This window comes from Acidimicrobiia bacterium (assembly GCA_041393965.1).
Lineage (GTDB): Bacteria > Actinomycetota > Acidimicrobiia > Spongiisociales > UBA5794 > UBA5794.
The window spans coordinates 122,180-142,907 of the sequence record JAWKJB010000003.1; the positions used below are offsets into that span (position 1 = coordinate 122,180).

The window sequence follows — 20,728 nt, forward strand, 5'->3', positions numbered from 1 at the left end:
GTGGATGGCAGTCCTCGAACTCGACAACATACAGAGACGCTTCGGTGGACTGCCTGCCGTTGACGGTGTGACCCTTGGGTTCAACGATGGCGAGATTCTCGCCATCGTTGGGCCCAACGGCGCGGGCAAGTCCACCTTGCTCAAGACCATCACCGGGATCCACCCTGCGACCGGCGGGATGATCCGCTTCGACGGCGTGGACATCACGAGGATGGCCACCCACGACATTCGCCACGCGGGTATTGCCATGGTGCTCCAGACGCCCCGCATCTTTGCGTCGCTCACGGTCCGTGAGAATGTGCTCGTCGGCGCGATGTTCGGCACGAGCGAACGCACCAGCGAAGCCGACGCCCGCGATCAGGCCGACGCGATGTTGGCCTTCGTTGGCCTCGAGGACAAGGCGGATCTCGCGATCGGCCAGCTCAACCTCCACGAACAGCGCTATGTCGATCTCGCGAGGGCACTCGCAGGAGGGCCGAGGCTCCTTCTCCTCGACGAAGTCATGGCAGGCCTCAACGACACCGAAACACAGGCTTCGATCGAGATGATCCGAACCGCACGGGACCGGTTCGGGATCACCATCATCTGGGTCGAGCATGTCATGAAGGCTGTCATGAGCCTCGCCGAGCGTGTTGCGGTCCTCGACTTCGGCCGACTCCTCACAAGTGGCGACCCCAAGACCGTCATGCGGGATCCCGCTGTCGTCAAGGCGTACCTCGGCGATACGGTGCTGCCAGATGCTTGAAGTCAACGCCGTCTCGTCAGGCTACAACCGGGAACCGGTCGTGCACGATGTGACGATCAATGTCAACGACGGAGAGATCGTTGCCATCATCGGCTCGAACGGAGCAGGGAAGTCGACATTCCTGCGTGCCGTGTGCGGCCTTCTACGGGTGATGTCGGGGACCATCACCTACGACGGCGCCCCCATCGCGAACAAACCGGCCTACCGGATCGCCCGCGCGGGCGTGGCGTTCGTCCCAGCGGAGCGGCACCTGTTCCCCGGCATGACGGTCGACGACAACCTTTCGCTCGGTGCGTATCCGCAGCGGCCAGATCCCGAACGCCAGGCCCTCGTCTTCGAGCTCTTTCCACGGCTCGGTGAGCGGCGACGCCAGGCCGCAGGGACGATGAGCGGAGGCGAGCAACAGATGCTGGCCGTTGCGAGGGCGCTCATGGCCAAACCCCGCCTCCTCATCCTCGACGAGCCGACGACCGGGATCGCACCGAGCCTCGCCGTCAACGCATACGGTTCGATCGCGAGCCTTCGTGACCACGGCATCTCGGTCCTCGTGGCCGAACAGCAGGTTCCCCTCGTTCTCGAGATCGCCGACCGTGGATATGTCCTCGAAAACGGAGTGATCCAGCTCGAGGGAAGCGCCGACGAGCTCCACGACAACCCGACGGTGCGGCGCGCCTACCTGGGGGTGTCATGACCGCGGTCATCCTCGACGGACTCGTGCTCGGACTCCAGTTCGGACTCCTCGGAGTCGGGCTCACCATCGTCTACGGCATGGGAGGGGTGCTCAACCTCGCATATGGACCGATGGCCGTCGCGTCGGCCATCATGATCTCCGTCACGATGCGCTGGGGCGTCCCAGCCGGCCCTGCGGTGCTGCTCGGCCTGCTCACCGGTGCCGGCCTCGGCCTGCTCCTCAATGTGACGATCATGCGCCCCGTCTACCGGCGGCAAGGCGAGGATCGCGTCCTGCTGAGCCTCCTCCTGACGATCGGCGTCGCGTTCATCATCAACGGATACCTGCAATGGCAACTCCCGATCGAGGCGCTCAGCCTCAGCATCGGCGGCGACGCGATCCCGATCCTCGGCGTGCCGATGCGCACAGGGAGCCTCCTTGCGTCGGCCATCACCATCGCCGCCGGTGGCGGGCTCCTCGTCTTTTTCAGGCGCACAACCACCGGCCGATCGGTCCGGTCCGTCATCCAGGACGAGGTCGGCGCGAGGCTCTGCGGTGTGAGCCCCGCAGCGGTACGCATGCTGATCTTCACCCTCAGCGGCGCCATCGCGGGGCTCGTCGCCGTGACCCGGTCCATGTCGTCGCCGGTGCCGGTCACGGAAGGATTCAACCTCACCATCCTCGCGCTGCTGGTGACGGTCGTCGGTGGCCTCGGCAGTATCAGAGGGGCGTTCCTCGCGGGCCTCATCCTCGGTGTTGTCAACGCATTCAGCTCGTTCTACATCGGCTCGTACATCACGACCATCGTGCTGCTGCTCGCTGCGGCGCTCACCATCTTGCTGCGTCCCTCCGGACTCTTCGGGGAGCATCCGACATGATCGACCAAGCCGAGCGCGGATCGAGGAAGGAGCGGATGTATCGGGCGTTCGGTGGATCCTCGTCGGGGTTCGCCCCGTATGTTGCTGTCGCGGTCACGGCACTGCTGCTGTCCCTCCTTCCGCTGTGGATCGGTGACTCCCGCACCCTCATCGGGGTCGCAACGAGCGGCCTCCTGTTTGCCTGCTACGCCATCGCGTTCAACCTGATCTTCGGAAGTACCGACCAGCTCTTCCTCGCCGTCGGAGCCCTCGCAGGCCTTGGTGCGTACACATCGGCCATCACTTCCGAGCGTCTCGGTGTTCCGCTTCCCATCGCAATCACGCTCGGTGCACTCGCAGCGATGGCGATCAGCGGGGTCTTCAGCTGGATCGCCGTGCGCCGATCGCTCGGGATCATCTTCACGGGTATCGTCACGCTGACCTTCTCGCTCGCATTCGACAACCTGCTGCTCGGCCAACGCGAACTCACGGGCGGCGAGACCGGAATCGTCGTCGACGCAGGGAAAGGCGCCTTCTTCCGGGGACAGGTCCCGCCGTACTATGTCTTTCTCGTCCTGATGGTGGGATTCCTCGTGGCGTACGTGGTCATCCACCGATCGCAGATGGGATGGGCGTTCCGGGCGCTCCGCGACGATGAGCTCTCGGCCAAACTCGCCGGGGTGAATGTGGCGAGGTACCGCATCTACGCGGGGGCGATCGGCGGTGCCATGCTCGGACTCTCTGGTGCGATGTGGGCACATGTGGAGGGCTTCATCAGCCCCGCCACCTTCACCTTCGTCCATGTCGATGTCCCGGTGCTGGTGATGCTCGTGTTCGGCGGTATCGGAACCCTGCTCGGCCCCGTCGTCGGGTCGGCCTTCTTCACCTACCTCGGCGAGGTCCTTGCCTCCTTCAGCCAGCTTCGACTCATCGTCGAAGGGACCCTGCTCATCGTCCTGTTCCTGTTGTTACCCCAAGGTGTCGTCGGGGCGGTGCGGGCTGGGCTCGCTCGACTGCGGCGGGGGCGAAAGGAGGCATAATGGGGGGCATGCTCGAAAGCGCGACCGGTATCGTTGTTCCGCTGGACGGGAGGGAACCCAGCGTTCGGGCCGTCCCGATCGCAGTGCGAATCGGGGGTCGGCTGGAACTTCCGGTTCGGCTCTACTCGGTGTCTGACGATCCGGGCCGCGAGGTGTGGCTGCGAGATGTCGCGGCGAGATACGGATCGGTCGAATCGGTTGCGGTCTCGGTCGAGCAGTCGGATGATCCGGCCGCCGCGATCGCCAGGACGGCAGGCGACACCGAGCTCGTGTGTATGGCGACCTCGGCCTCCATCCTTCCCCATCAGGGCCGCATCGGCTCGATTGCCGAAGAGGTTGTTCGTACCGTGCGGCGCCCCGTCGTTCTCGTCGGGCCCTCCGTCCTTCCGAGGACAGGAAACTCCACGGGGCGAATCATCGCGCCGGTGGACGGATCGGAGATGTCAGAGACAGCCCTCGGGTACGCGGCAGACCTCGCCGCCGCCGCATCGGTTCCGTTGTGGGTCGTCACGGTGGTCTCTCGGCGGTCGGAAGCCGCCCTCGCCGCCGACATCGGGGGTGCTGCGACGCCGGTCGTCGAGGCGAACTATGTGGCGAGGCTCGCCCGCGACCTCGAGGAGCGGGCGGGGATGGTGGTCGATTTCGAAGTGCTCCATCGTGACGACGCTTCCGAGGCAATCCTTGAGTTCGCAGGGGATGACGGCACGGTGGTCATGACCACACACGGAAGGTCAGGACTTCGCAGAATCTTCGGAGGCAGCGTCGCTACCGCCGTTGTTGCGGACTCCCCACGGGCCGTGTTCGTCTGGCGGCCCGACGAGGAGTAGCCGCCCGCATCCGCCGTCAGGGCTCGTCGACGACGAAACGCCTTGCTTTGAGCTCGAACCGCGGCAGGGTTCCGCGCGACACGACCACGACTTCCGGTCGCATACCCAACGAGGACTCGAACGCGGACTGCACAACGCGGGAGGTCCCGCCTTCGTCCATGCCGTCACGGCATTCTATCTCGATGACGAGGGCTGCCATCTGTCGCTTGTTCGCCACGGTGACCCTGAATTCCTCGACCGCGTCGTGCCGTCGAAGGATTCCCTCGATGGCCGAAGGGAAGACATTGACACCGCGCACGACGAACATGTCGTCAGCCCGCCCGATCACCCCGCCGTCGAAGCGGGTGAAGGTCCGCCCGCATGGACACGGATCGAGGCCGAGCCGAACCATGTCGCCGGTGCGGTACCGCAGTACGGGAAACCCGATGCGCCCGAGGTTGGTGATGACGAGTTCACCCTCCGTCCCCGGGTCGGCAGGCAGGTCCGTGGCCGGATCGATCACTTCGACGATGAACTCACTGTCGATCGCGTGGGTGCCACCAGGTTGGGCCTCACACTCGAAGCTGTGCGCCCCGACCTCGGACGCTCCGGCATGGTCGTAGCACTTGGCACCCCAAGTCGTCTGAATCCGCTGTTTCGTTTCCGGCACATTCGCGCCGGGCTCCCCGGCGTGCACGGTGACGCGCATCGGGATTCGCGTCAGGTCGAAGCCCTCGTCTCGTGCAACCTCGGCGAGGCGGAGTGCGTAGGTCGGTGTGCAGGTCATCGCGGTGACACCCATGTCGGCCATCAGCCCGAGACGCTGCGGTGATGTTCGGCCGCCGCCCGGGATCATCAGGGCCCCGATCCTGTTCGCCCCACCCACCGCGGCCCAGAACCCGATGAACGGACCGAACGAGAACGGAACGAACAGCCGGTCTGCTGCCGTCAGCCCTGCCCCGGACAGCACGAAACCCCAGCAATGCTCCCACCAGTCCCAGCTCTGTGCCGTGTCGTAGACCCGCAGCGGTGTGCCGGTCGTCCCTGATGTCTGATGGACACGGGTGTAGGCCGTCTCAGGGAAGGTGCAGTTGGTGCTCGGTTCGCCATCTTCCTGCGCGGTGAGCAGCTCGGCTTTCGTCGTGAACGGAAGCCCGGCCAGGTCCTCGAGGGTCCGGATGTCGTGCGGGTCGGCGCCTGCGGCTTCGAGTTTGGCGGTGACAAAGGCGTTTGCCCCGTAGACGGCGTCGATGACCGCGGCGAGCTTGGTCTCCTGAAGATCCCGCATCCGGTCGGCCGGCAGGGTTTCGATCTGGCTGTCGAAGAAGGTGGTCACCACCGTGTCAGTCTGCATCACCGCATCCCGGCACGCAAACCGGCTGCACCTCGGATGCGGTAGCTTCCCGCATTTCTCTTTCGGTGCTTGGATTCGCCGTGTCCCGATTCCATGGGTTGGCACGAACGCGAATCGGAATGGAGCACCGGCATTAGGCTCGATGGTGTGATCGACTTCCAAACCCACCCAGACAAGTACCGACACTGGAGGCTCCGGATCGAGGACCGCGTGGCGTTTCTCGATATGGATGTGGATCCCGACGCCGGCCTCCACGGTGACTACAAGCTCAAACTCAACTCATACGACCTCGGCGTCGACATTGAACTCGCGGACGCAGTCCAGCGGCTTCGCTTCGAGCATCCCGAGGTCGGCGCCGTCGTTATCGGCTCGGTGATGGATCGGGTGTTCTGCGCGGGCGCCAACATTCCGATGCTCGCAGGCGCCCCCCACCCCTTGAAGGTGAACTTCTGCAAGTTCACGAACGAGACCCGCAACAGCATCGAGGAAGCGTCCGCGTCCTCCGGCCAGCGCTACCTCTCGGCCATCAACGGGACCGCGGCCGGTGGCGGCTACGAACTGGCGCTTGCCACCGACCACATCATGCTGATCGACGACGGGAGTGCCGCAGTTGCGCTTCCGGAAGTGCCGCTCCTCGCCGTCCTGCCCGGAACCGGCGGACTCACCCGGCTCGTCGACAAGCGGTTCGTGCGCCGCGACCGCGCCGATGTGTTCTGCACCGTCGAAGAGGGGATCAAGGGTGACAAGGCTGTCGAGTGGAAGCTGATCGACGAACTCGTCCCCGGATCGGCATTCGAAGAGACCGTCCGCGAACGCGCAGCCGAATTCGCGGCCGCAAGCCCAAGACCGGTCGATACCCCCGGCGTCGAGCTCCTCCCCCTCGACAGGACCATCGCCGATGACAGCGTTGCGTATTCCACCGTCTCGGTGAGGATCGACCGCGCAGCGAGATCCGCCGAGTTCGTGATCGCAGGGCCCACCGACGACCCACCCGTCGACCCGGAAGCGGCCGTTCAGGCAGGTTCGGCCTGGTGGGGACTCCGTGCGGCAAGGGAACTCGACGACGCCATCCTCCACATGCGTGTCAACGAACTCGAGATCGGGACATGGATCTTCCGAACTGAGGGATCGCTTGAGGCGGTGCTTGGTCACGATGCCTTCCTCCACGAGCACGCGGAGCACTGGTTCGTCAACGAGGTGTTGCTGTATTGGCGCCGGATCCTCAAGCGTCTCGATCTGTCGTCACGGTCGATCGTTGCGCTCATCGAGCCCGGCTCGTGTTTCGCCGGGATGCTGTTCGAGATCGCCCTCGCCGCGGACAGGGCATACATGTTCCTCGGTGAGCGCCAAGGTGATGACGGCGTCGCCGTCGTTGCTGCAACCCGATCGAGCGCAGGGGCCCTTCCGATGTCGAACGGCCTGACGCGGATCGCGACACGGTTCTGGGGCGATGACGACGGGCGCCGCCGCGCCGAGGCCGTGATCGGCAAGTCCCTCGACGCGAAGGGGGCGATGGATGCAGGGTTGGTGACCGAGATCTTCGACGACATCGACTGGGACGATGAGCTGCGCCTGATCCTCGAGGAGCGAAACTCGTTCAGCCCCGACGGCCTCACGGCGATGGAAGCCAACCTCCGCTTCCCGGGCCCAGAAACCCTCGAAACGAAGATCTTCGGTCGCCTGACCGCATGGCAGAACTGGGTGTTCCAGCGTCCGAACGCCTCCGGTGAGACCGGAGCGCTCGGCCGCTACGGGACCGGTCTGCGACCTGACTACGACAGAAAGAGGGTGTAGGACCATGACCTTGGACAAGGTGGACTACGACGCGTTGATTCCGAACAATGTCGGTTTGGCTCAGGATGAGAAGCTGCGGCGTGCCCTCGAGGCGTGGCATCCCGGCTACATCGACTGGTGGATGACGATGGGTCCCGAAGGATTCCAGATGGCCGATGTGTACCTTCGCACGGCGATCTCGGTCGAAAACGACGGGTGGGCCAAGTTCGACTATGTGAAGATGCCCGAATACCGGTGGGGCATCTTGCTTGCCCCAGCGGTCGAAGGCCGCACGATTCCTTGCGGCGCCCACCTCGGCGAACCTGCCTGGCAGGAGGTGCCCGGTGAGTACCGATCGATGCTGCGACGCCTGATCGTGATCCAGGGCGACACCGAACCGGCCTCGGTTGAACAGCAGCGTTTCCTCGGCGAGACGGCCCCGTCGCTCTACGACCTTCGCAACCTGTTCCAGGTCAATGTGGAGGAGGGCCGCCACCTGTGGGCAATGGTCTATCTCCTCCAGAAGTACTTCGGCAAGGCAGGCCGCGAGGAGGCCCACGATCTCCTCGCCCGCCAATCCGGGAGCGACGAACGCCCCCGCATGCTTGGAGCGTTCAACGAGGAGACCCCAGACTGGCTGTCCTTCTTCATGTTCACCTACTTCACGGACCGTGACGGCAAGATGCAGCTCGAAGCACTCGCCCAGTCGGGTTTCGACCCCCTCTCGCGGACCTGTCGGTTCATGCTCGCCGAAGAAGCCCATCACATGTTCGTCGGATACACCGGTGTCAAGCGGATCGTCGAAGCGACAGTCGCCGCGATGGATGCTGCCGGCGTGGATGACCCGTACGATGTCGAGGCGGTGCGGGCACTCGGCGTGATCGACCTTCCCGCGATCCAGCGCAAGATGAACCTACATTTCTCCCTCACCCTCGATCTGTTCGGGTCCGAGGAATCGACGAACGCGGCGAATTTCTTCAATGCGGGCATCAAGGGCCGCTACCACGAGTCGAGCCTCGACGATGACCACCGACTCACCACGGACAAGTACCCGGTGATGAAGCTCGTCGACGGACGGCTCCGGCCGGTGGATGTGCCTGCCCTCACCGCACTCAACGCGAGGCTGCGCGATGACTTCATCGACGACTGCCAGGGCGGGGTGACCCGATGGAATCGGGTGATCGCAGGTGCCGGGATCGACTTCGAGCTCAGGCTGCCCCATGTCGCGTTCAACCGTTCCGTCGGCGAGTTCGCCGACATCGATGTGTCCCCGGACGGGAAGCTGCTCACTCCACCGGAATGGGCCGCTCAGCGCGACGGGTGGCTGCCGACGAGCGACGACCGCGCCCACATCGAGAGCCTGATGCAACCCCAGTTCGAACCTGCCGAGTTCGCTTCGTGGATCACACCGCCGTCGCGGGGCATCCAGAACATGCCAGAGGACTTCCTCTATGTGAAGCTCCCCTGAGGTGTCCGGGATGGATGCGGGGGTGACCGACCGTGGCAGCGACCTGGTCCGGATTGATGGGCACCTGCTCGATCTTCGCATCGTCGGGGAGGGCGATGGATCTCCGTCTGTGGTCTTCCTCCACGAGGGCCTCGGGTCGGTCGACTTGTGGCGGTCGTTTCCCGCCGATGTCGTGGACAGGGTCGGTGAGCGGGCGGTCGTGTACAGTCGCTACGGACACGGATGGTCCGATGTCCAGCGCGAGCCGCGACCGCTCGATTTCATGCACCACGAAGGTCTTGTGGTGCTTCCCGAACTACTCGAGGCGGTCGGGGTGGTCGATCCGATCCTGATCGGCCACTCGGACGGCGCGTCGATCGCGCTGCTGCACGCGTCGGAGCATCCTGTTGCTGGCCTTGTGCTGCTTGCGCCGCATGTGTTCACCGAACCGATGGGGCTCGCCGAGATTGCTGGCTTCACCGCACGGTTCCACGACACGGACCTCGCACAGCGGATGGCCAAGTACCACCGTGATCCGGTCGCCACCCTCAACGCGTGGGCCAATGTGTGGAACGATCCACAGTTCGTGCCATGGAACATCGAATCGTGCCTTTCATCCATCGCCTGCCCGGTACTCGTGATCCAAGGGGTCGACGACCAATACGGCACCCTCGCCCAGGTCGAGGCCGTTGCCTCCCAAGTGAGCGGCGAGGTCGACCAGCTCATCTTGGACTCGTGCCGGCATTCCCCGCACCTCGACCGCCCAGACGAGACGGTCCAAGCAACGGTGGACTTCATCAATCTGCTGCGTGGTCGTCTCGACGAGTGACGGGCTCCGCTGGTGGGTTTCCGTGTGAACGGACCAATCGTCGCGATGGCTCCCGCGGTGTCGTAGAATGTCCACCATGATGAATCTGTTCGCTTGCTGCGCCTGCTGTTGCGCTTGTCCGAACGCGGGAGGCGTGTAGCGGTTCATCATCACCAAAACCAACCCCATGCCATGACCCGCATCAGCCGATGCGGGTCTTTCACATTCGAGGAGCCACCAATGACGACCACAACAGCACCGAGCATCGGCACCGACACGGCGGTGCGTCGGTACGGCGACATCCGTGACCTGTTGCCGGGTCCCGACAACCCGACGCCGCTGGTTCGGGTGAACCACATCTTGGCGAACGACAGCACCGACTTGTTCCTCAAGCTGGAGTGGATGAACCCGTTCGGGTCGATCAAGGACCGGCCCGCCGCTTATATGCTCGACCGGCTCGAATCCAGTGGGATCCTCGATGGCAAGGAGCTCGTGGAAGCGTCGTCCGGTAACACGGCGATTGCCCTCGCGGCGATCGCGGCGTTGACGGGACGGCGGCTCACCGTGACGATTCCCGACGGTGTACCCGACGAGAAGAAGGTGTTGCTGCGGATGCTCGGTGCCGAGGTCTGGCCGACACCAGACGACATGTGTCCCGTGGATCACCCCAAGGACGGCGCGATTGCCCTTGCCCGATCTCTTGCCGAGAGTGACGACGGCAACCGATATGTGCTTGTTGACCAATACAACAACGAGGCCAATGTCTTGGCGCATTACGAGACGACCGGTCCCGAGATATGGAACCAGACCGAAGGCAGGATCCGTACTTTCCTCGCCGGCTTCGGGACCTGTGGGACGATCACCGGGATCGGGCGCTACCTCAAGGAGCAGGATCCCACGATCGAGGTCGTCGCCATCGAACCTCAGAAGGGCCATCGACTCCCGGGCCTCAAGAGCTTCGCTGAAGCAAACGAGCCGTCCATTCTCGACCGCTCCGTGATCGACACGGTCATCGATGTCGATGACGAAGCTGCGTACGCGATGACGAAGCGCCTGTTTCGGGAGGAGGGGCTGATGGTCGGTCCGTCCACGGGCGCCATTGTTCACGCGGCGAGCCTGATCGCGGCCGATCGACCGGGGGTTGCCGTTGGGGTGTCCCCCGACAGCGGACAGAAGTACGCGAGCTACTTCGCCGACATCCTCGGCGACGAGGGCCAGCCGACCGCATGAAGAGGCACCACATGAGAGGAGCACCACGATGACCGATGCGACAAGGATCGATGAGCGGCTCGACTGCTCGGGGCTGCTGTGTCCCCTTCCGGTCTACAAGGCTGGTCTCGCCCTGAATGCGATGGCGTCAGGGTCGCTGCTCGAGCTGACCACCACCGACCCTGGGGCACTCGAGGACATTCCGGCAATGGCGAGGCAACGCGGTGACACCCTCGTCGACACGAAGGACAATGGGGCCACCCAGGTGTTCGTCATTCGGAAAGGTGGCGGGTGATGGTTGCTGATCCTTCCGCCGCAGCCGAAGCCGTCGGGTCGAGGCAACGACGGCTCGCACTCGTTGCGTCCAAGGGGACCCTCGACCAGGCCTATCCGCCGCTGATCCTCGCCTCGACCGCTGCGAGTCTTGGCTGGGAAGCCGGGATCTACTTCACCTTCTACGGGCTCGACATCCTCCACAAGGAACGGTTCGAGAAGCTGAAGGTTGCCTCGCTCGCCAACCCCTCCGGCCCGGTTCGGGTCCCCAATCTCGTCGGGGCGATCCCGGGTGCGACGGCGGCAGCGACCAAGATGATGCGGTCGTGGATGAAGAACGCAGCGATGCCAGAAGTTCCCGAGTTCGTCGACATGTGTCGGTCACTCGGGGTCCGGTTCTTTGCCTGTTCGACGACGATGGGGGTCATGGGCATCGAAGAGAATGACCTGATCGAAGGCTGCGACATCGCCGGTGCTGCGGCATTCCTGGACTTCGCCGCCGATGCGGATGTGCAGCTCTTCGTCTGAGATTCCGGCGGTCAGCGATCGGGGATCGCGCGTGTTCGCGCAGCGTTCGCGGTTTGTCGCTTGCGGGTTGGTGCTGGGTGGGTTATCGCTGGCGGGCTGAAGGGTCGGTAAGCTCGATAGCGAGACCTCCGACGCCGCTGTACCCGCGGAACGGCGCGGGGGGAAGACCCCTCCGGAAGGGACCCTATGCGGCACATTGACACCAACGGTGTCACGCTCGCGGTTGACGACCGTGGAGACGGCTATCCCGTCCTGTTCATCCACGGCTTTCCGGAGCTCGCCTACTCGTGGCGCCATGTCGCTCCTGTTGTCGCGGATGCCGGGTATCGGGCGATCTCGTATGACCGGCGTGGAACCGGTGAGTCGTCGGGGCCATCCGATGTCGAGGCCTACGCCCTTGACAATCAGGTCGGTGATGCGATCGGGATCCTCGATCGGTGCGGGATCGATCACGCCGTGTTTGTCGGTCACGACTGGGGGAGCATCATTGCTTTCGCGGCAGCGTTGCGATACCCCGATCGAGTGTCCCATGTCGTGAGCCTCAATGTGCCGTACCTCGGCCACGCCCCCGGGTTCCCACCCACCTCGGTGATCCGCGACAAGTTCAAGGACCGGCTCGGCTATGTGCTCACCTTCCTCGAACCCGGAGTGACCGAGAAGAGGTTCAACGCCGCTCCCGACCAGTGGCTTCAGAGCCTGCTGGCCGCGGTTGCTGGCAGGGAGGGCTTCATCACGGATGAGGAGTTCGCGTACTACCGGGACAGTTTCGTCGCGTCCGGCCTCTCGGGCCAGCTCAACCCGTACCGCAACATCGACCGCAACAACGAGCTATTCGCCGATGTGGCCGGAGCAGCCCTGCAACAGCCAGCGCTCATGATCACGACGGATCGGGATCCCGTGCTTCCCGCCGCCATGGCAGAAGGCATGGCGGCATTCGCTGAGGATGTCGCATACGCCCACATCGAAGACTGTGGCCACTGGACCCAGCAGGAACGACCGGTCGAGACCAGTGCCATCATCGTCGATTGGCTCGATCGGCGGGTGCGGGGCCACGAGTGATACGCTGATCAGATGGAAGATGTCCGCATCGCACTGTTCATCGACTACGAGAACCTTGCCATTGGTGCCCGCGACGACCTCAAGATGGTGTTCGACTTCGCCCCGATCACCGACGCGCTCGCGGAGCGCGGCAGGGTGGTTGTGCGGCGAGCGTACGCCGACTGGTCGCGCTTCGAGAGCGATCGGCGCATGCTCACCGACAACCATGTCGAGCTGATCGAAATCCCGCAACGCCGGGGCATCGTGCGCAAGAACGCCGCCGACATCAAGCTCGCGGTCGACGCCATCGAGCTCGCGTTCGAACGCGACTATGTGACCACCTTCGTCGTGTGCACCGGGGATTCGGATTTCAGCCCACTCGTCCACAAGCTGCGGGAGCTGAACAAGTCGGTGATCGGCGTTGGGTTGAAGGCGTCGACCTCCAAGCTGCTGCCACCGGCGTGTGACGAGTTCCTGTTCTACGAGAACCTCGACGGTGTCGAGGTACCCCAGGCCCGCGTGATTCGCAAGGGCTCCGGCGGGGCAACACAAACCGCCCCCGACCTCGCTGCGCTCGATCGGCTCGTGTCGCGCACGCTGTGGGGCCTGCTGCGCAGCGAAGGCAGCTCGGTGCGGTCGTCGTTGCTCAAGCGGGCGCTGCTTCGCAAGGACTCGACCTTCGCGGAGGGTGACTACGGATTCCGGACCTTCGGTGAGTTGGTGAGGAATCTCGCGGATCGAGGCGTCGTCGAACTCGATGTTTCGGACAGCAACGGCGATCCAACGGTGTCGTTTTCCGAGAAGGGGAGCGGGGAGGACAAGGCGTTCACGCTACTTGCCGAGACCGTGGACGGACTCGCCAGTGGTGAGCCGGTTGCACTCTCGGGCCTCAAAGACGAGATGCGCAAGGTCGACGAGAGCTTCTCGGAGAAGGCATACGGCTACTCGGGCTTCCTCCAGTTCGTGCGCGCCGCCAAGGCCAAGGGTGTCGTGAACCTCGACTTCGACGCCGAATCGGGCGCCTACGCGGTGAGCGTCAACCCCCCGCGTTAACGCGTACCCTGGGTTCCAGGTGACCTTTTCGTTGCATGGTGACCCATGGGTCGCGGTGGAAGTGTCTCGGTGGGTGCCACGGGTGCTGGGCGGTCCCGAACGAGGATCTGGCGAGGTTCGCCCTCGAGCTCAGCCAGGCGGGGGTGGCAAATCGCTGACATGTGAATTACAATGATGTCATTCGCGGTGGAGGTCCGACATGGCAGTAGCCGTACAGGAAGCGAGCACGAGCGTCGATGTCGTTACGGAAGCGGTGCTCGATGTGTATCGGGCGCAGCTCGACGATGCTACGGAGATGGCGCTCGCGGAGCTCACTGAGCGGGCTGGTTCGGTAGGCGCCGTCCGCGCGATTGTCGCTGCCGAGTCTCGTACTGTCGAGATCGTGCTCGACGACGATGCGTCTCCTGACACCCTGACCGATGTTGCATGGTTTCTGCACGAACGCTCCTGGCAGGTGAATGTCCTGGTACACCTTTCGCGTCTTGGCGATACCCACACGGACCTGCGGGGGACACCGGTGACCCTTCAGGGCTGGTGGCTCGACGACGACGCCGTCCGGTTCGCAGGCTTCGAACGGCCCTAGCCCTCTTGGGCGACAGCGTGCTGCTCGCCCTCGATCGGTGACCCGATCGCGATAGGCTCTCGTCATGCCTGCGCCGCTGTACACGCAAACGGTCATCGCGTTCATCTGGGACTTCGACCGCACGCTGATCCCATCCAACATGCAAGAGCCCATATTCGAGGCGTACGGCGTTGACGCCGCCGAGTTCTGGGACGAGGTTGAGGGTCTCGCCGAGTTCTACGCTCGAAGCGGCATCATCATCCAGAACGATCTCGCATATCTCACCCACCTTCTGACCTATGTGCGAGAGGGCGTGTTCGCGGACCTCAGCAACGACAAGCTGTTCGAACTGGGTGGGAAACTCGTGTCGGTGCCCGGGATGCCCGACTTCATGACGGCGTCGCGTGATCGTGTTGCGGAGATTCCTGAGTTTGTCGATCAGGGCATCACGGTCGAGCACTACATCGTGTCGACCGGGCTCCGCAAGATGATCGAAGGGAGCGTGTTCGGCGACAAGGTCGACGGAATCTGGGCCACGACCTTCATCGAGGAGGCGGCCAAGCCGGGATACCTCGAGCGGTTGGGTGTTCCGGCACCGTCATCGCCGATCACACAGATCGCCTACACGATCGGGAACACTTCGAAAACTCGGGCGGTGTTCGAGATCAACAAGGGCATCAACCGGAACCCCGACATCGATGTGAACGCCCGGATGTCGGAGGATCAGCGTCGAGTTCCGATGAAGAACATGATCTACATCGCAGACGGTCCATCCGATGTGCCGGTGTTCTCGATTCTGAATACGGCTGGGGGTCGGACCTTGGGTGTGTATACGCTCGAGCCGCGAAACAACCATGCCAAGGTCAAGAGCCTTCAGGAACAGGGCCGCATTCAGGGCATGGCCGAGGCCGACTATCGACCCGGGAAACCGGCGTATCTCTGGCTGATGGACACCCTCGAGCAGATCGGCTACGAAATCGTTGAAGCCCGTAAGCAGGCCTATTCCCGCATCCCCAACCCACCGGGCCACTGACCGCCAACGGCTAGTAGGTGTAGAAGCCTTGGCCGGATTTGCGGCCGAGGTGGCCGGCTTCGACCATGCGACGGAGGAGTGGTGGTGCTGCGTAGCGGGGGTCTTGGTACTCGGCCATGAACGACTCCGATACGGCGAGCATCGTGTCGTTGCCGATCAGGTCCGACAGGGTCAACGGCCCCATGGGGTAGCCGGCACCCCCAACCATCGCGGCATCGATGTCCTCGCGGGACGCAAAGCCCTCCTCGTACATGCGCACCGCCTCGAGGATGTAGGGGCACAGGAGTTTGTTGACGATGAACCCGGCGCGGTCCTTGGCGCGGACCACTGTCTTGTTGAGGGTGCCCGCCGCGAATTCGGCTGCCCGATCCGCACAGGCCTCGTCGGTCACCACGGTTGAGACGACCTCGACGAGTGGCATGACGGTTGCCGGGTTGAAGAAGTGCATCCCGACCACCGCGTGCGGTCGGTTGGTCGCAACGGCGATCTGCGTCACCGGAATCGACGATGTGTTCGTCGCGAGGATTGCCGTGTCGGACGCGACGACCGCGTCGAGGCGTTCGAAGAGGTCCGTCTTGACGCCGAGATCTTCTACCACTGCCTCGATCACCAGATCACGGTCCGACAGCGCCGAAACATCGGTGCTGAAGGCCAGCCTGCCCAGCGCCTCGTTCCGGGCACCTTCATCGAGCTTTCCTCGTTCGAGAGCCTTGTCCAAGCTCTTCGTGATCCCGGCCCTCGACCGTTCCACGAGGTCGTCACTCACCTCGACGACGGTCACATCAACGCCGGCTTTGGCGCAGACCTCGGCGATGCCGCTACCCATCTGCCCGCCACCAACCACTCCGACCCGTGCGATGTCCACTGCCACTCCTTCGGTTTCCGCCGAGTCTATTGAGAGCCGCACCCCATCCACGAGCCGTCGGCTCCGATGGAGCACCAAGGCGGCTATCGGCTGCGGATCGAGGTGATCGTCATCCGGATCGGTGTGGGATAGTTCTGCGCGAACCAGGTCGGGGTCCACTGGTGGAAGTCGAGACGGTTCTGGTACCGCTCCAGGTACGCCTCGTTGACATCAGCTGAGGGAATCGAAGGGTCGATCCGTGCGGTTCCGTTCACGACGACGATGTCGGCACCGTGCGGATCCGAGTTCAGCGCGAGCGTCACATGCGGATTGGCCTCGATGTTGCGGACCCGGATGGAAGGGTTCCTGCTGTAGATGATGATGGAGTCGTCTCCGTCAACCATGTACCACACCGGCGCGGTTGACGGCACACCGTTGCCGCTCACCGTGGTGAGCCACGCGACGGTGTCAGAGCGCAGCCGTTCTTGTGCATGGGGTTTGCTGTTCAACATAGGTCTCAGGGTACAGCACCGCACCGTTGGTACCCTCGACGGTGTCCGGCATATCCACAGATCGGGGGAGCAATGGCGAAGATCACGGGCGGCCAGGTCGTTGCCAAGGCACTCAAGGCGGAAGGGGTCGAGGCCGTCTTCACCCTGACCGGCGGCCACATCATGCCGCTGATGGATGGCTGCGTGTCGGAGGGTATGCAGGTCGTCGATGTCCGGCACGAACAGGCGGCAGCCCACGCTGCCGACGCCTACGCGCGCCTCACCGGCAAGCTCGGGGTCGCGCTCGTGACTGCGGGGCCGGGCGTCACCGACGCGCTGACCGGTGTCGCCAACGCCTTCTTCGCCAATACGCCGATGATCCTTATCGGGGGCCGACACCTGACGAGGGAGGATCTCAAGGGCGGCCTTCAAGAGATGGACCATCCGAGGCTCTTCGACTCGATCACACGCTGGTCGGCAACGGCATGGACGACCTCTCGTCTGGCCGAATACATCGCAACGGGGGCACGCCATGCCTTCACGAACCGTGGCGGTCCCGTGTTCATCGACATCCCATGGGATGTCACCGCCGACACCGTCGAGGAAACGGCGATCGTGTGGCCGTCTTCGTCGAGGGCGAACCGGCCAGCGGGGCTCGACGATGACACCCTCGGCGAGGTGATCGAACTCCTCGCCGGCGCCGCAAAGCCCGTCGTGTTTGGCGGGACCGGTCTTCGCTGGACGCAGCAACCGGACTTCCTCGAGGCATTCGACGCGTTCGCCACCGGGTTCGGGGCACCCGTGTTCACCAACAGCCTCGCACGCGGCTCGCTACCGTTCGACCACCCGTATCTCGGCAACCGCGCACGCTCGGAGGCGCTGCGTCAGGCCGATGTCGTCCTGTCGCTCGGCGTTGACTGGGACTTCCGGACAGGGTTCGGCAAGAAGATCAATCCTGACGCGGCGATCGTCCACATCGATCAGGATCCGTCGAAGGTCGGATGGAACCGCGACGCGACGGTCGGTGTCGTCGCCGATCCTGGCACGGCCGTCGCTCAGCTCGCTGCGAATCTCGGTCGCCTCGGGCACGCGGGCCAGCGTGCATGGACTGATGAGATCCTCGCCGCCGAGCAGGTGAAGCAGGCAGCAGCCGAGGAGGCCGCGGCATCCGACGCGGACCCGATCCACCCGGAACGGTTCGCGCGCGATGTCGCGGAGTTTTTCGGAGACGATTCCATCGTTGCGGCCGACGGTGGCGACATTGTCTCGACCACGGCCAAGTGGCTTCGGACGAGTCGCCCGGGTGGCCTCCTCGATCCGGGACCGTTCGGGTGCCTGGGCGTCGGCGCCCCGTTTGCGATTGCGGCCAAGGCCGTCGAACCCGATACCAGGGTCGGGATTGTCTACGGGGACGGATCGTTCGGTTTCAACGGCATGGAGTTCGATACCCTCATCCGCCACGGCATGCCGGTGGTGGGGGTGGTCGGCAACGACGGTGCCTGGAACAACATCCGGACGCTGCACCGTGTCGCGCATCCCGACAGTGCCTTTCTGTCCGAGATCGGGTTCCGCCCATACGAGAAGATGGTCGAAGGGCTCGGGGGGTACGGAGAGCTCGTCGACAAACCGGCCGAGATCCTCCCTGCACTCGAACGGGCTGAAGCGTCGGGTGTGCCGGCGCTTGTCAATGTCAAGATCGCCGATCAGATCCGCCTTTCGTCTGCCTACGGCATGTGATGGCCGACCGGTACGATTCCCCCCATGCTTGACGCCGTCGTTTGGGGGCTCATTCAGGGCCTCACGGAGTTCCTTCCGATCTCATCGAGTGGTCACCTCGTGCTCATCCCTGCGGTGTTTGACCGGCCCGGACCTGACCTCGCGACGACCGCGATGCTGCACCTCGGAACCCTTGCCGCGGTCGTTGTGTACTACCGAACCGACATCGCGAACATGGCCCGTTTCGATCGTCCCGCGAGGCGGTTGATCACCCTGATCGTGCTCGGCTCGATCCCTGCCGTCGTGCTCGGGCTGGCTTTCGAGGACCGCATCGAGAGCCTGATCGATCAACCTGCGAAGGTCGCGGTGATGCTCGTCGTCACCGGTGTTGTCCTTCTCGGGACCGGGCTCTTGCGGCTCGGCGATCGCACAACGGAGACGATTCGGCCTCTCGACAGCCTCCTCATCGGGATCTCGCAGGCGCTTGCGCTGATTCCGGGGATCTCCCGGTCGGGGATGACGATCTCGTCTGGGCTTGTGCGGGGCATGGGGCGCATCGAAGCGGCACGCTTTGCGTTCCTCCTCGGGATCCCTGCGATCGCCGGGGCAGGCCTTCTCGAGTTCTTCGAGTTCGCTGGCTCGGATGCGTCGGTGGATGCGTCGGTGTGGGTCGGGGTTGGTGTGGCAGCCGTATCGGGGTACGCCGCCATCGCGTTCCTCATTCGTCTTCTCAGCCGCATCGGGCTTGCCCCGTTCGGGGTGTACTGCGTTGTCGCGGGGACGGTCGCGGGTCTGTTGCTCTGAGGCACCAGACCGGGGCCACGAGCCCGGGGATGCCCCGTCGGCGGGCCTTGAGGCGTGAACGGCGGGAGCGCCGCGACCTCAGAGTGGATCCGGGGGCACCGTCGTTGTTGTGGTCGTCGTGCTTGTTGTGGTGGTGGGTGGCACCGTGGTGGTGGGCGGCACCGTCGTCGTGGTGGTCGTGGTGGTGGTCGTCGTTGTGGTGGTGGTCGTGGTCGTGGTGGTGGGCGGCACGGTGGTGGTCGTGGTCGTGGTGGTGGGCGGCACGGTGGTGGTCGTTGTGGTGGTGGTCGTCGTCGTGCTGGTGGTCGTGGTTGGTGGCGGTGGTGGATCGGGGAGCGGTGGCGCCGACACGACGGCTTGTGGTGTTCGCTGGTTGTCAACGATGGATCCGTTCACAAACCACGGACCTCCGAAGATGCCTGCGTCGTTGTTGCACGGCGATGCGGCACTGTCACTCGACAGGATGGTGAGCGTTCCGGTGTAAGGCCCCGGCGTCACCGACTGGCCTGGTCGTGCCGTGACATCGACCCGGGCGAGATCGTTGGTACACAGCACATCGTCAGGCCCATTGGAGAACCAGGCGTCCTCCCCGGCTTGGATGTCCGGAAATGCGGCCATCGTGGTTCCGAGCCTTGCGAACGCTGCTGCGAAGTCGGTGATCTGGGAGATCTCATCGCCTTCCGTCGTCATCGGTGCAAACTGGATCCCGATCGTCGCACCACCCGATCCGAGGCTCTGGACCGTGAGCACATTGGAGGTTTGCATGCTCCAGTCACCGGCAACGGTCCCTTCTTGACCGGGGTCGATCTCTCCCCAGTGGATCTGACTGGTGTCGATGGCGACGAACTGTACGCAGTGCACCTCAAGGAGTCCGGTGGTGGTGGCGGTGGTGTCATGCGTCATGGCAATGGTCTCGGTTCGGTAGTTCCCGCACGGTTCGTTGACCGACAGCGACATCTGGGCGAAGGCAAATGCGCCGGCTTGTTCGTTGCAGCGATGCACCAAGGCGGCGATCGCGGTCGTGTCGAGCTGTCCTGTTTCGAGGGCTGCACCCATCACGGTGCCCGGTGTGGGCGGTGTTCCGTCCGTGAACCCTCCGAGGCTTGCGCACGAGATGGAGGTATCGGCTTCGAGCCGGGTCTTGAAGTTGCCGTCTGGATAGAACACATCGACATAGACATCGAGGTTCGTTCCGGCACCGTCCGGGACGGCCACCGCGCTCCACAGTGCCACGGTGCGTTTGCTCGGGGCATCGCCCGGGTTGGCGATGACTTGGGCTCCAACCGCGGCGTCGTGCTGAAGTGGTTGTGTTCCGGCGCACGGAGCGCCCGCGTCGATGCCCGGGTCGTCATCGCCGTGGCCCGATGCATCCGTGTATTGGATGCCGGTGACGGCGAGATCCATGTCGGGTAACTGCCATGCGCACAGGACGAGGTCGTCGGTCCCTGGCCCGGGCGGGATCGTCGTTGAGGTCGTGGATGTGGTTGCGGTGGTCGTTGGAGGGACACTGGTCGTGGTCGGCGAGGTGGTTGTTGTCGGTTGGGTCGTTGAGGTCGTCGATGTCTGTGCATCGGCCGGTACCGAGGCAAGGGACGCGACCACGCAGATCGCGATGATCAGGCTTGTGCGTACAGGTGCCCTGCCATGGTGTGGCGTTCGTGTGGGCGTTGACATGTT

General features: G+C 64.1%; 21 protein-coding genes. 17 read left to right on the forward strand and 4 right to left on the reverse strand.

Annotated elements, in window-relative coordinates; genetic code table 11:
* The first annotated feature begins 4 nt into the window (after positions 1-4).
* Genes R2823_09290 through R2823_09310 form a run of 5 tightly spaced genes read left to right on the forward strand, consistent with a single transcriptional unit; the run spans position 5 to position 4,139 of the window.
* Positions 5-745, forward strand: coding sequence for an ABC transporter ATP-binding protein (locus R2823_09290; GenBank protein ID MEZ5176382.1), 741 nt, complete (start codon positions 5-7; stop codon positions 743-745).
* Positions 738-1,436 carry an ABC transporter ATP-binding protein gene (locus R2823_09295; protein MEZ5176383.1) on the forward strand — a complete coding sequence of 233 codons (699 nt, stop codon included), beginning with the start codon at positions 738-740 and terminating at the stop codon, positions 1,434-1,436. The genes R2823_09290 and R2823_09295 overlap by 8 nt, the downstream gene beginning before the upstream one ends.
* Entirely contained in the window at positions 1,433-2,293 is an 861-nt protein-coding gene (locus R2823_09300; GenBank protein ID MEZ5176384.1) for a branched-chain amino acid ABC transporter permease, read from the forward strand. Before R2823_09295 ends, R2823_09300 begins: the two co-directional genes overlap by 4 nt.
* The gene (locus R2823_09305) at positions 2,290-3,312 is read left to right on the forward strand and encodes a branched-chain amino acid ABC transporter permease (protein ID MEZ5176385.1); all 1,023 of its coding nucleotides are present in this window, start codon (positions 2,290-2,292) and stop codon (positions 3,310-3,312) included. Before R2823_09300 ends, R2823_09305 begins: the two co-directional genes overlap by 4 nt.
* A gap of 8 nt (positions 3,313-3,320) precedes the next feature.
* The gene (locus R2823_09310; protein ID MEZ5176386.1) at positions 3,321-4,139 is read left to right on the forward strand and encodes a universal stress protein; all 819 of its coding nucleotides are present in this window, start codon (positions 3,321-3,323) and stop codon (positions 4,137-4,139) included.
* Between the two features lie 16 nt (positions 4,140-4,155).
* On the opposite strand, the gene R2823_09315 is transcribed toward R2823_09310, so the two are convergent.
* Positions 4,156-5,472, reverse strand: coding sequence for an AMP-binding protein (locus tag R2823_09315; GenBank protein MEZ5176387.1), 1,317 nt, complete (start codon positions 5,470-5,472; stop codon positions 4,156-4,158).
* Between the two features lie 93 nt (positions 5,473-5,565).
* On the opposite strand from R2823_09315, the gene boxC reads away from it, so the two are divergent.
* From boxC to R2823_09365, 10 genes are all read left to right on the forward strand, one after another.
* The gene (gene boxC / locus R2823_09320) at positions 5,566-7,266 is read left to right on the forward strand and encodes a 2,3-epoxybenzoyl-CoA dihydrolase (protein ID MEZ5176388.1); all 1,701 of its coding nucleotides are present in this window, start codon (positions 5,566-5,568) and stop codon (positions 7,264-7,266) included.
* Between the two features lie 4 nt (positions 7,267-7,270).
* The gene (gene boxB / locus R2823_09325) at positions 7,271-8,713 is read left to right on the forward strand and encodes a benzoyl-CoA 2,3-epoxidase subunit BoxB (protein MEZ5176389.1); all 1,443 of its coding nucleotides are present in this window, start codon (positions 7,271-7,273) and stop codon (positions 8,711-8,713) included.
* Positions 8,714-8,723: 10 nt separating this feature from the next.
* Entirely contained in the window at positions 8,724-9,521 is a 798-nt protein-coding gene (locus R2823_09330) for an alpha/beta hydrolase (GenBank protein MEZ5176390.1), read from the forward strand.
* A gap of 219 nt (positions 9,522-9,740) precedes the next feature.
* Positions 9,741-10,730, forward strand: coding sequence for a cysteine synthase family protein (locus tag R2823_09335; protein MEZ5176391.1), 990 nt, complete (start codon positions 9,741-9,743; stop codon positions 10,728-10,730).
* A gap of 28 nt (positions 10,731-10,758) precedes the next feature.
* Entirely contained in the window at positions 10,759-11,004 is a 246-nt protein-coding gene (locus R2823_09340; GenBank protein MEZ5176392.1) for a sulfurtransferase TusA family protein, read from the forward strand.
* Entirely contained in the window at positions 11,004-11,510 is a 507-nt protein-coding gene (locus tag R2823_09345; protein MEZ5176393.1) for a DsrE/DsrF/DrsH-like family protein, read from the forward strand. Before R2823_09340 ends, R2823_09345 begins: the two co-directional genes overlap by 1 nt.
* Positions 11,511-11,696: 186 nt before the next feature.
* Positions 11,697-12,569 carry an alpha/beta hydrolase gene (locus R2823_09350; protein MEZ5176394.1) on the forward strand — a complete coding sequence of 291 codons (873 nt, stop codon included), beginning with the start codon at positions 11,697-11,699 and terminating at the stop codon, positions 12,567-12,569.
* Positions 12,570-12,581: 12 nt separating this feature from the next.
* Complete coding sequence (locus R2823_09355; protein ID MEZ5176395.1) at positions 12,582-13,601, forward strand: NYN domain-containing protein; 1,020 nt, start codon at positions 12,582-12,584, stop codon at positions 13,599-13,601.
* 199 nt (positions 13,602-13,800) lie between these two features.
* Complete coding sequence (locus R2823_09360) at positions 13,801-14,184, forward strand: hypothetical protein (GenBank protein MEZ5176396.1); 384 nt, start codon at positions 13,801-13,803, stop codon at positions 14,182-14,184.
* 64 nt (positions 14,185-14,248) lie between these two features.
* Positions 14,249-15,196 (forward strand): HAD family hydrolase, encoded by a 948-nt coding sequence (locus R2823_09365; GenBank protein MEZ5176397.1) that lies wholly within the window; start codon positions 14,249-14,251, stop codon positions 15,194-15,196.
* 10 nt (positions 15,197-15,206) lie between these two features.
* On the opposite strand, the gene R2823_09370 is transcribed toward R2823_09365, so the two are convergent.
* Both R2823_09370 and R2823_09375 read right to left on the reverse strand, forming a co-directional pair.
* Positions 15,207-16,067 (reverse strand): 3-hydroxybutyryl-CoA dehydrogenase, encoded by an 861-nt coding sequence (locus tag R2823_09370; GenBank protein MEZ5176398.1) that lies wholly within the window; start codon positions 16,065-16,067, stop codon positions 15,207-15,209.
* A gap of 77 nt (positions 16,068-16,144) precedes the next feature.
* Positions 16,145-16,552 (reverse strand): pyridoxamine 5'-phosphate oxidase family protein, encoded by a 408-nt coding sequence (locus R2823_09375; GenBank protein MEZ5176399.1) that lies wholly within the window; start codon positions 16,550-16,552, stop codon positions 16,145-16,147.
* Between the two features lie 72 nt (positions 16,553-16,624).
* Here R2823_09375 and R2823_09380 point away from each other — a divergent pair, with 72 nt between their 5' ends.
* Both R2823_09380 and R2823_09385 read left to right on the forward strand, forming a co-directional pair.
* Entirely contained in the window at positions 16,625-18,268 is a 1,644-nt protein-coding gene (locus R2823_09380) for a thiamine pyrophosphate-binding protein (protein ID MEZ5176400.1), read from the forward strand.
* Positions 18,269-18,292: 24 nt separating this feature from the next.
* Complete coding sequence (locus tag R2823_09385; protein ID MEZ5176401.1) at positions 18,293-19,051, forward strand: undecaprenyl-diphosphate phosphatase; 759 nt, start codon at positions 18,293-18,295, stop codon at positions 19,049-19,051.
* 78 nt (positions 19,052-19,129) lie between these two features.
* Here R2823_09385 and R2823_09390 read toward each other — a convergent pair whose 3' ends face one another.
* Positions 19,130-20,725: a hypothetical protein gene (locus R2823_09390; GenBank protein MEZ5176402.1), complete on the reverse strand. Its 1,596-nt coding sequence runs from the start codon at positions 20,723-20,725 to the stop codon at positions 19,130-19,132.
* Positions 20,726-20,728: the final 3 nt, after the last annotated feature.

Coding starts and splice junctions, on each gene's coding strand:
- boxC (MEZ5176388.1), top strand. CDS start 5,566: ATGGGTTGGCACGAACGCGAATCGGAATGGAGCACCGGCATTAGGCTC.
- R2823_09330 (MEZ5176390.1), top strand. CDS start 8,724: ATGGATGCGGGGGTGACCGACCGTGGCAGCGACCTGGTCCGGATTGAT.
- R2823_09355 (MEZ5176395.1), top strand. CDS start 12,582: ATGGAAGATGTCCGCATCGCACTGTTCATCGACTACGAGAACCTTGCC.
- R2823_09365 (MEZ5176397.1), top strand. CDS start 14,249: ATGCCTGCGCCGCTGTACACGCAAACGGTCATCGCGTTCATCTGGGAC.
- R2823_09340 (MEZ5176392.1), top strand. CDS start 10,759: ATGACCGATGCGACAAGGATCGATGAGCGGCTCGACTGCTCGGGGCTG.
- R2823_09360 (MEZ5176396.1), top strand. CDS start 13,801: ATGGCAGTAGCCGTACAGGAAGCGAGCACGAGCGTCGATGTCGTTACG.
- R2823_09300 (MEZ5176384.1), top strand. CDS start 1,433: ATGACCGCGGTCATCCTCGACGGACTCGTGCTCGGACTCCAGTTCGGA.
- R2823_09375 (MEZ5176399.1), bottom strand. CDS start 16,552: ATGTTGAACAGCAAACCCCATGCACAAGAACGGCTGCGCTCTGACACC.
- R2823_09385 (MEZ5176401.1), top strand. CDS start 18,293: ATGCTTGACGCCGTCGTTTGGGGGCTCATTCAGGGCCTCACGGAGTTC.
- R2823_09290 (MEZ5176382.1), top strand. CDS start 5: ATGGCAGTCCTCGAACTCGACAACATACAGAGACGCTTCGGTGGACTG.
- R2823_09305 (MEZ5176385.1), top strand. CDS start 2,290: ATGATCGACCAAGCCGAGCGCGGATCGAGGAAGGAGCGGATGTATCGG.
- R2823_09310 (MEZ5176386.1), top strand. CDS start 3,321: ATGCTCGAAAGCGCGACCGGTATCGTTGTTCCGCTGGACGGGAGGGAA.
- R2823_09295 (MEZ5176383.1), top strand. CDS start 738: ATGCTTGAAGTCAACGCCGTCTCGTCAGGCTACAACCGGGAACCGGTC.
- R2823_09345 (MEZ5176393.1), top strand. CDS start 11,004: ATGGTTGCTGATCCTTCCGCCGCAGCCGAAGCCGTCGGGTCGAGGCAA.
- R2823_09380 (MEZ5176400.1), top strand. CDS start 16,625: ATGGCGAAGATCACGGGCGGCCAGGTCGTTGCCAAGGCACTCAAGGCG.
- R2823_09350 (MEZ5176394.1), top strand. CDS start 11,697: ATGCGGCACATTGACACCAACGGTGTCACGCTCGCGGTTGACGACCGT.
- R2823_09390 (MEZ5176402.1), bottom strand. CDS start 20,725: ATGTCAACGCCCACACGAACGCCACACCATGGCAGGGCACCTGTACGC.
- R2823_09335 (MEZ5176391.1), top strand. CDS start 9,741: ATGACGACCACAACAGCACCGAGCATCGGCACCGACACGGCGGTGCGT.
- boxB (MEZ5176389.1), top strand. CDS start 7,271: ATGACCTTGGACAAGGTGGACTACGACGCGTTGATTCCGAACAATGTC.
- R2823_09315 (MEZ5176387.1), bottom strand. CDS start 5,472: ATGCAGACTGACACGGTGGTGACCACCTTCTTCGACAGCCAGATCGAA.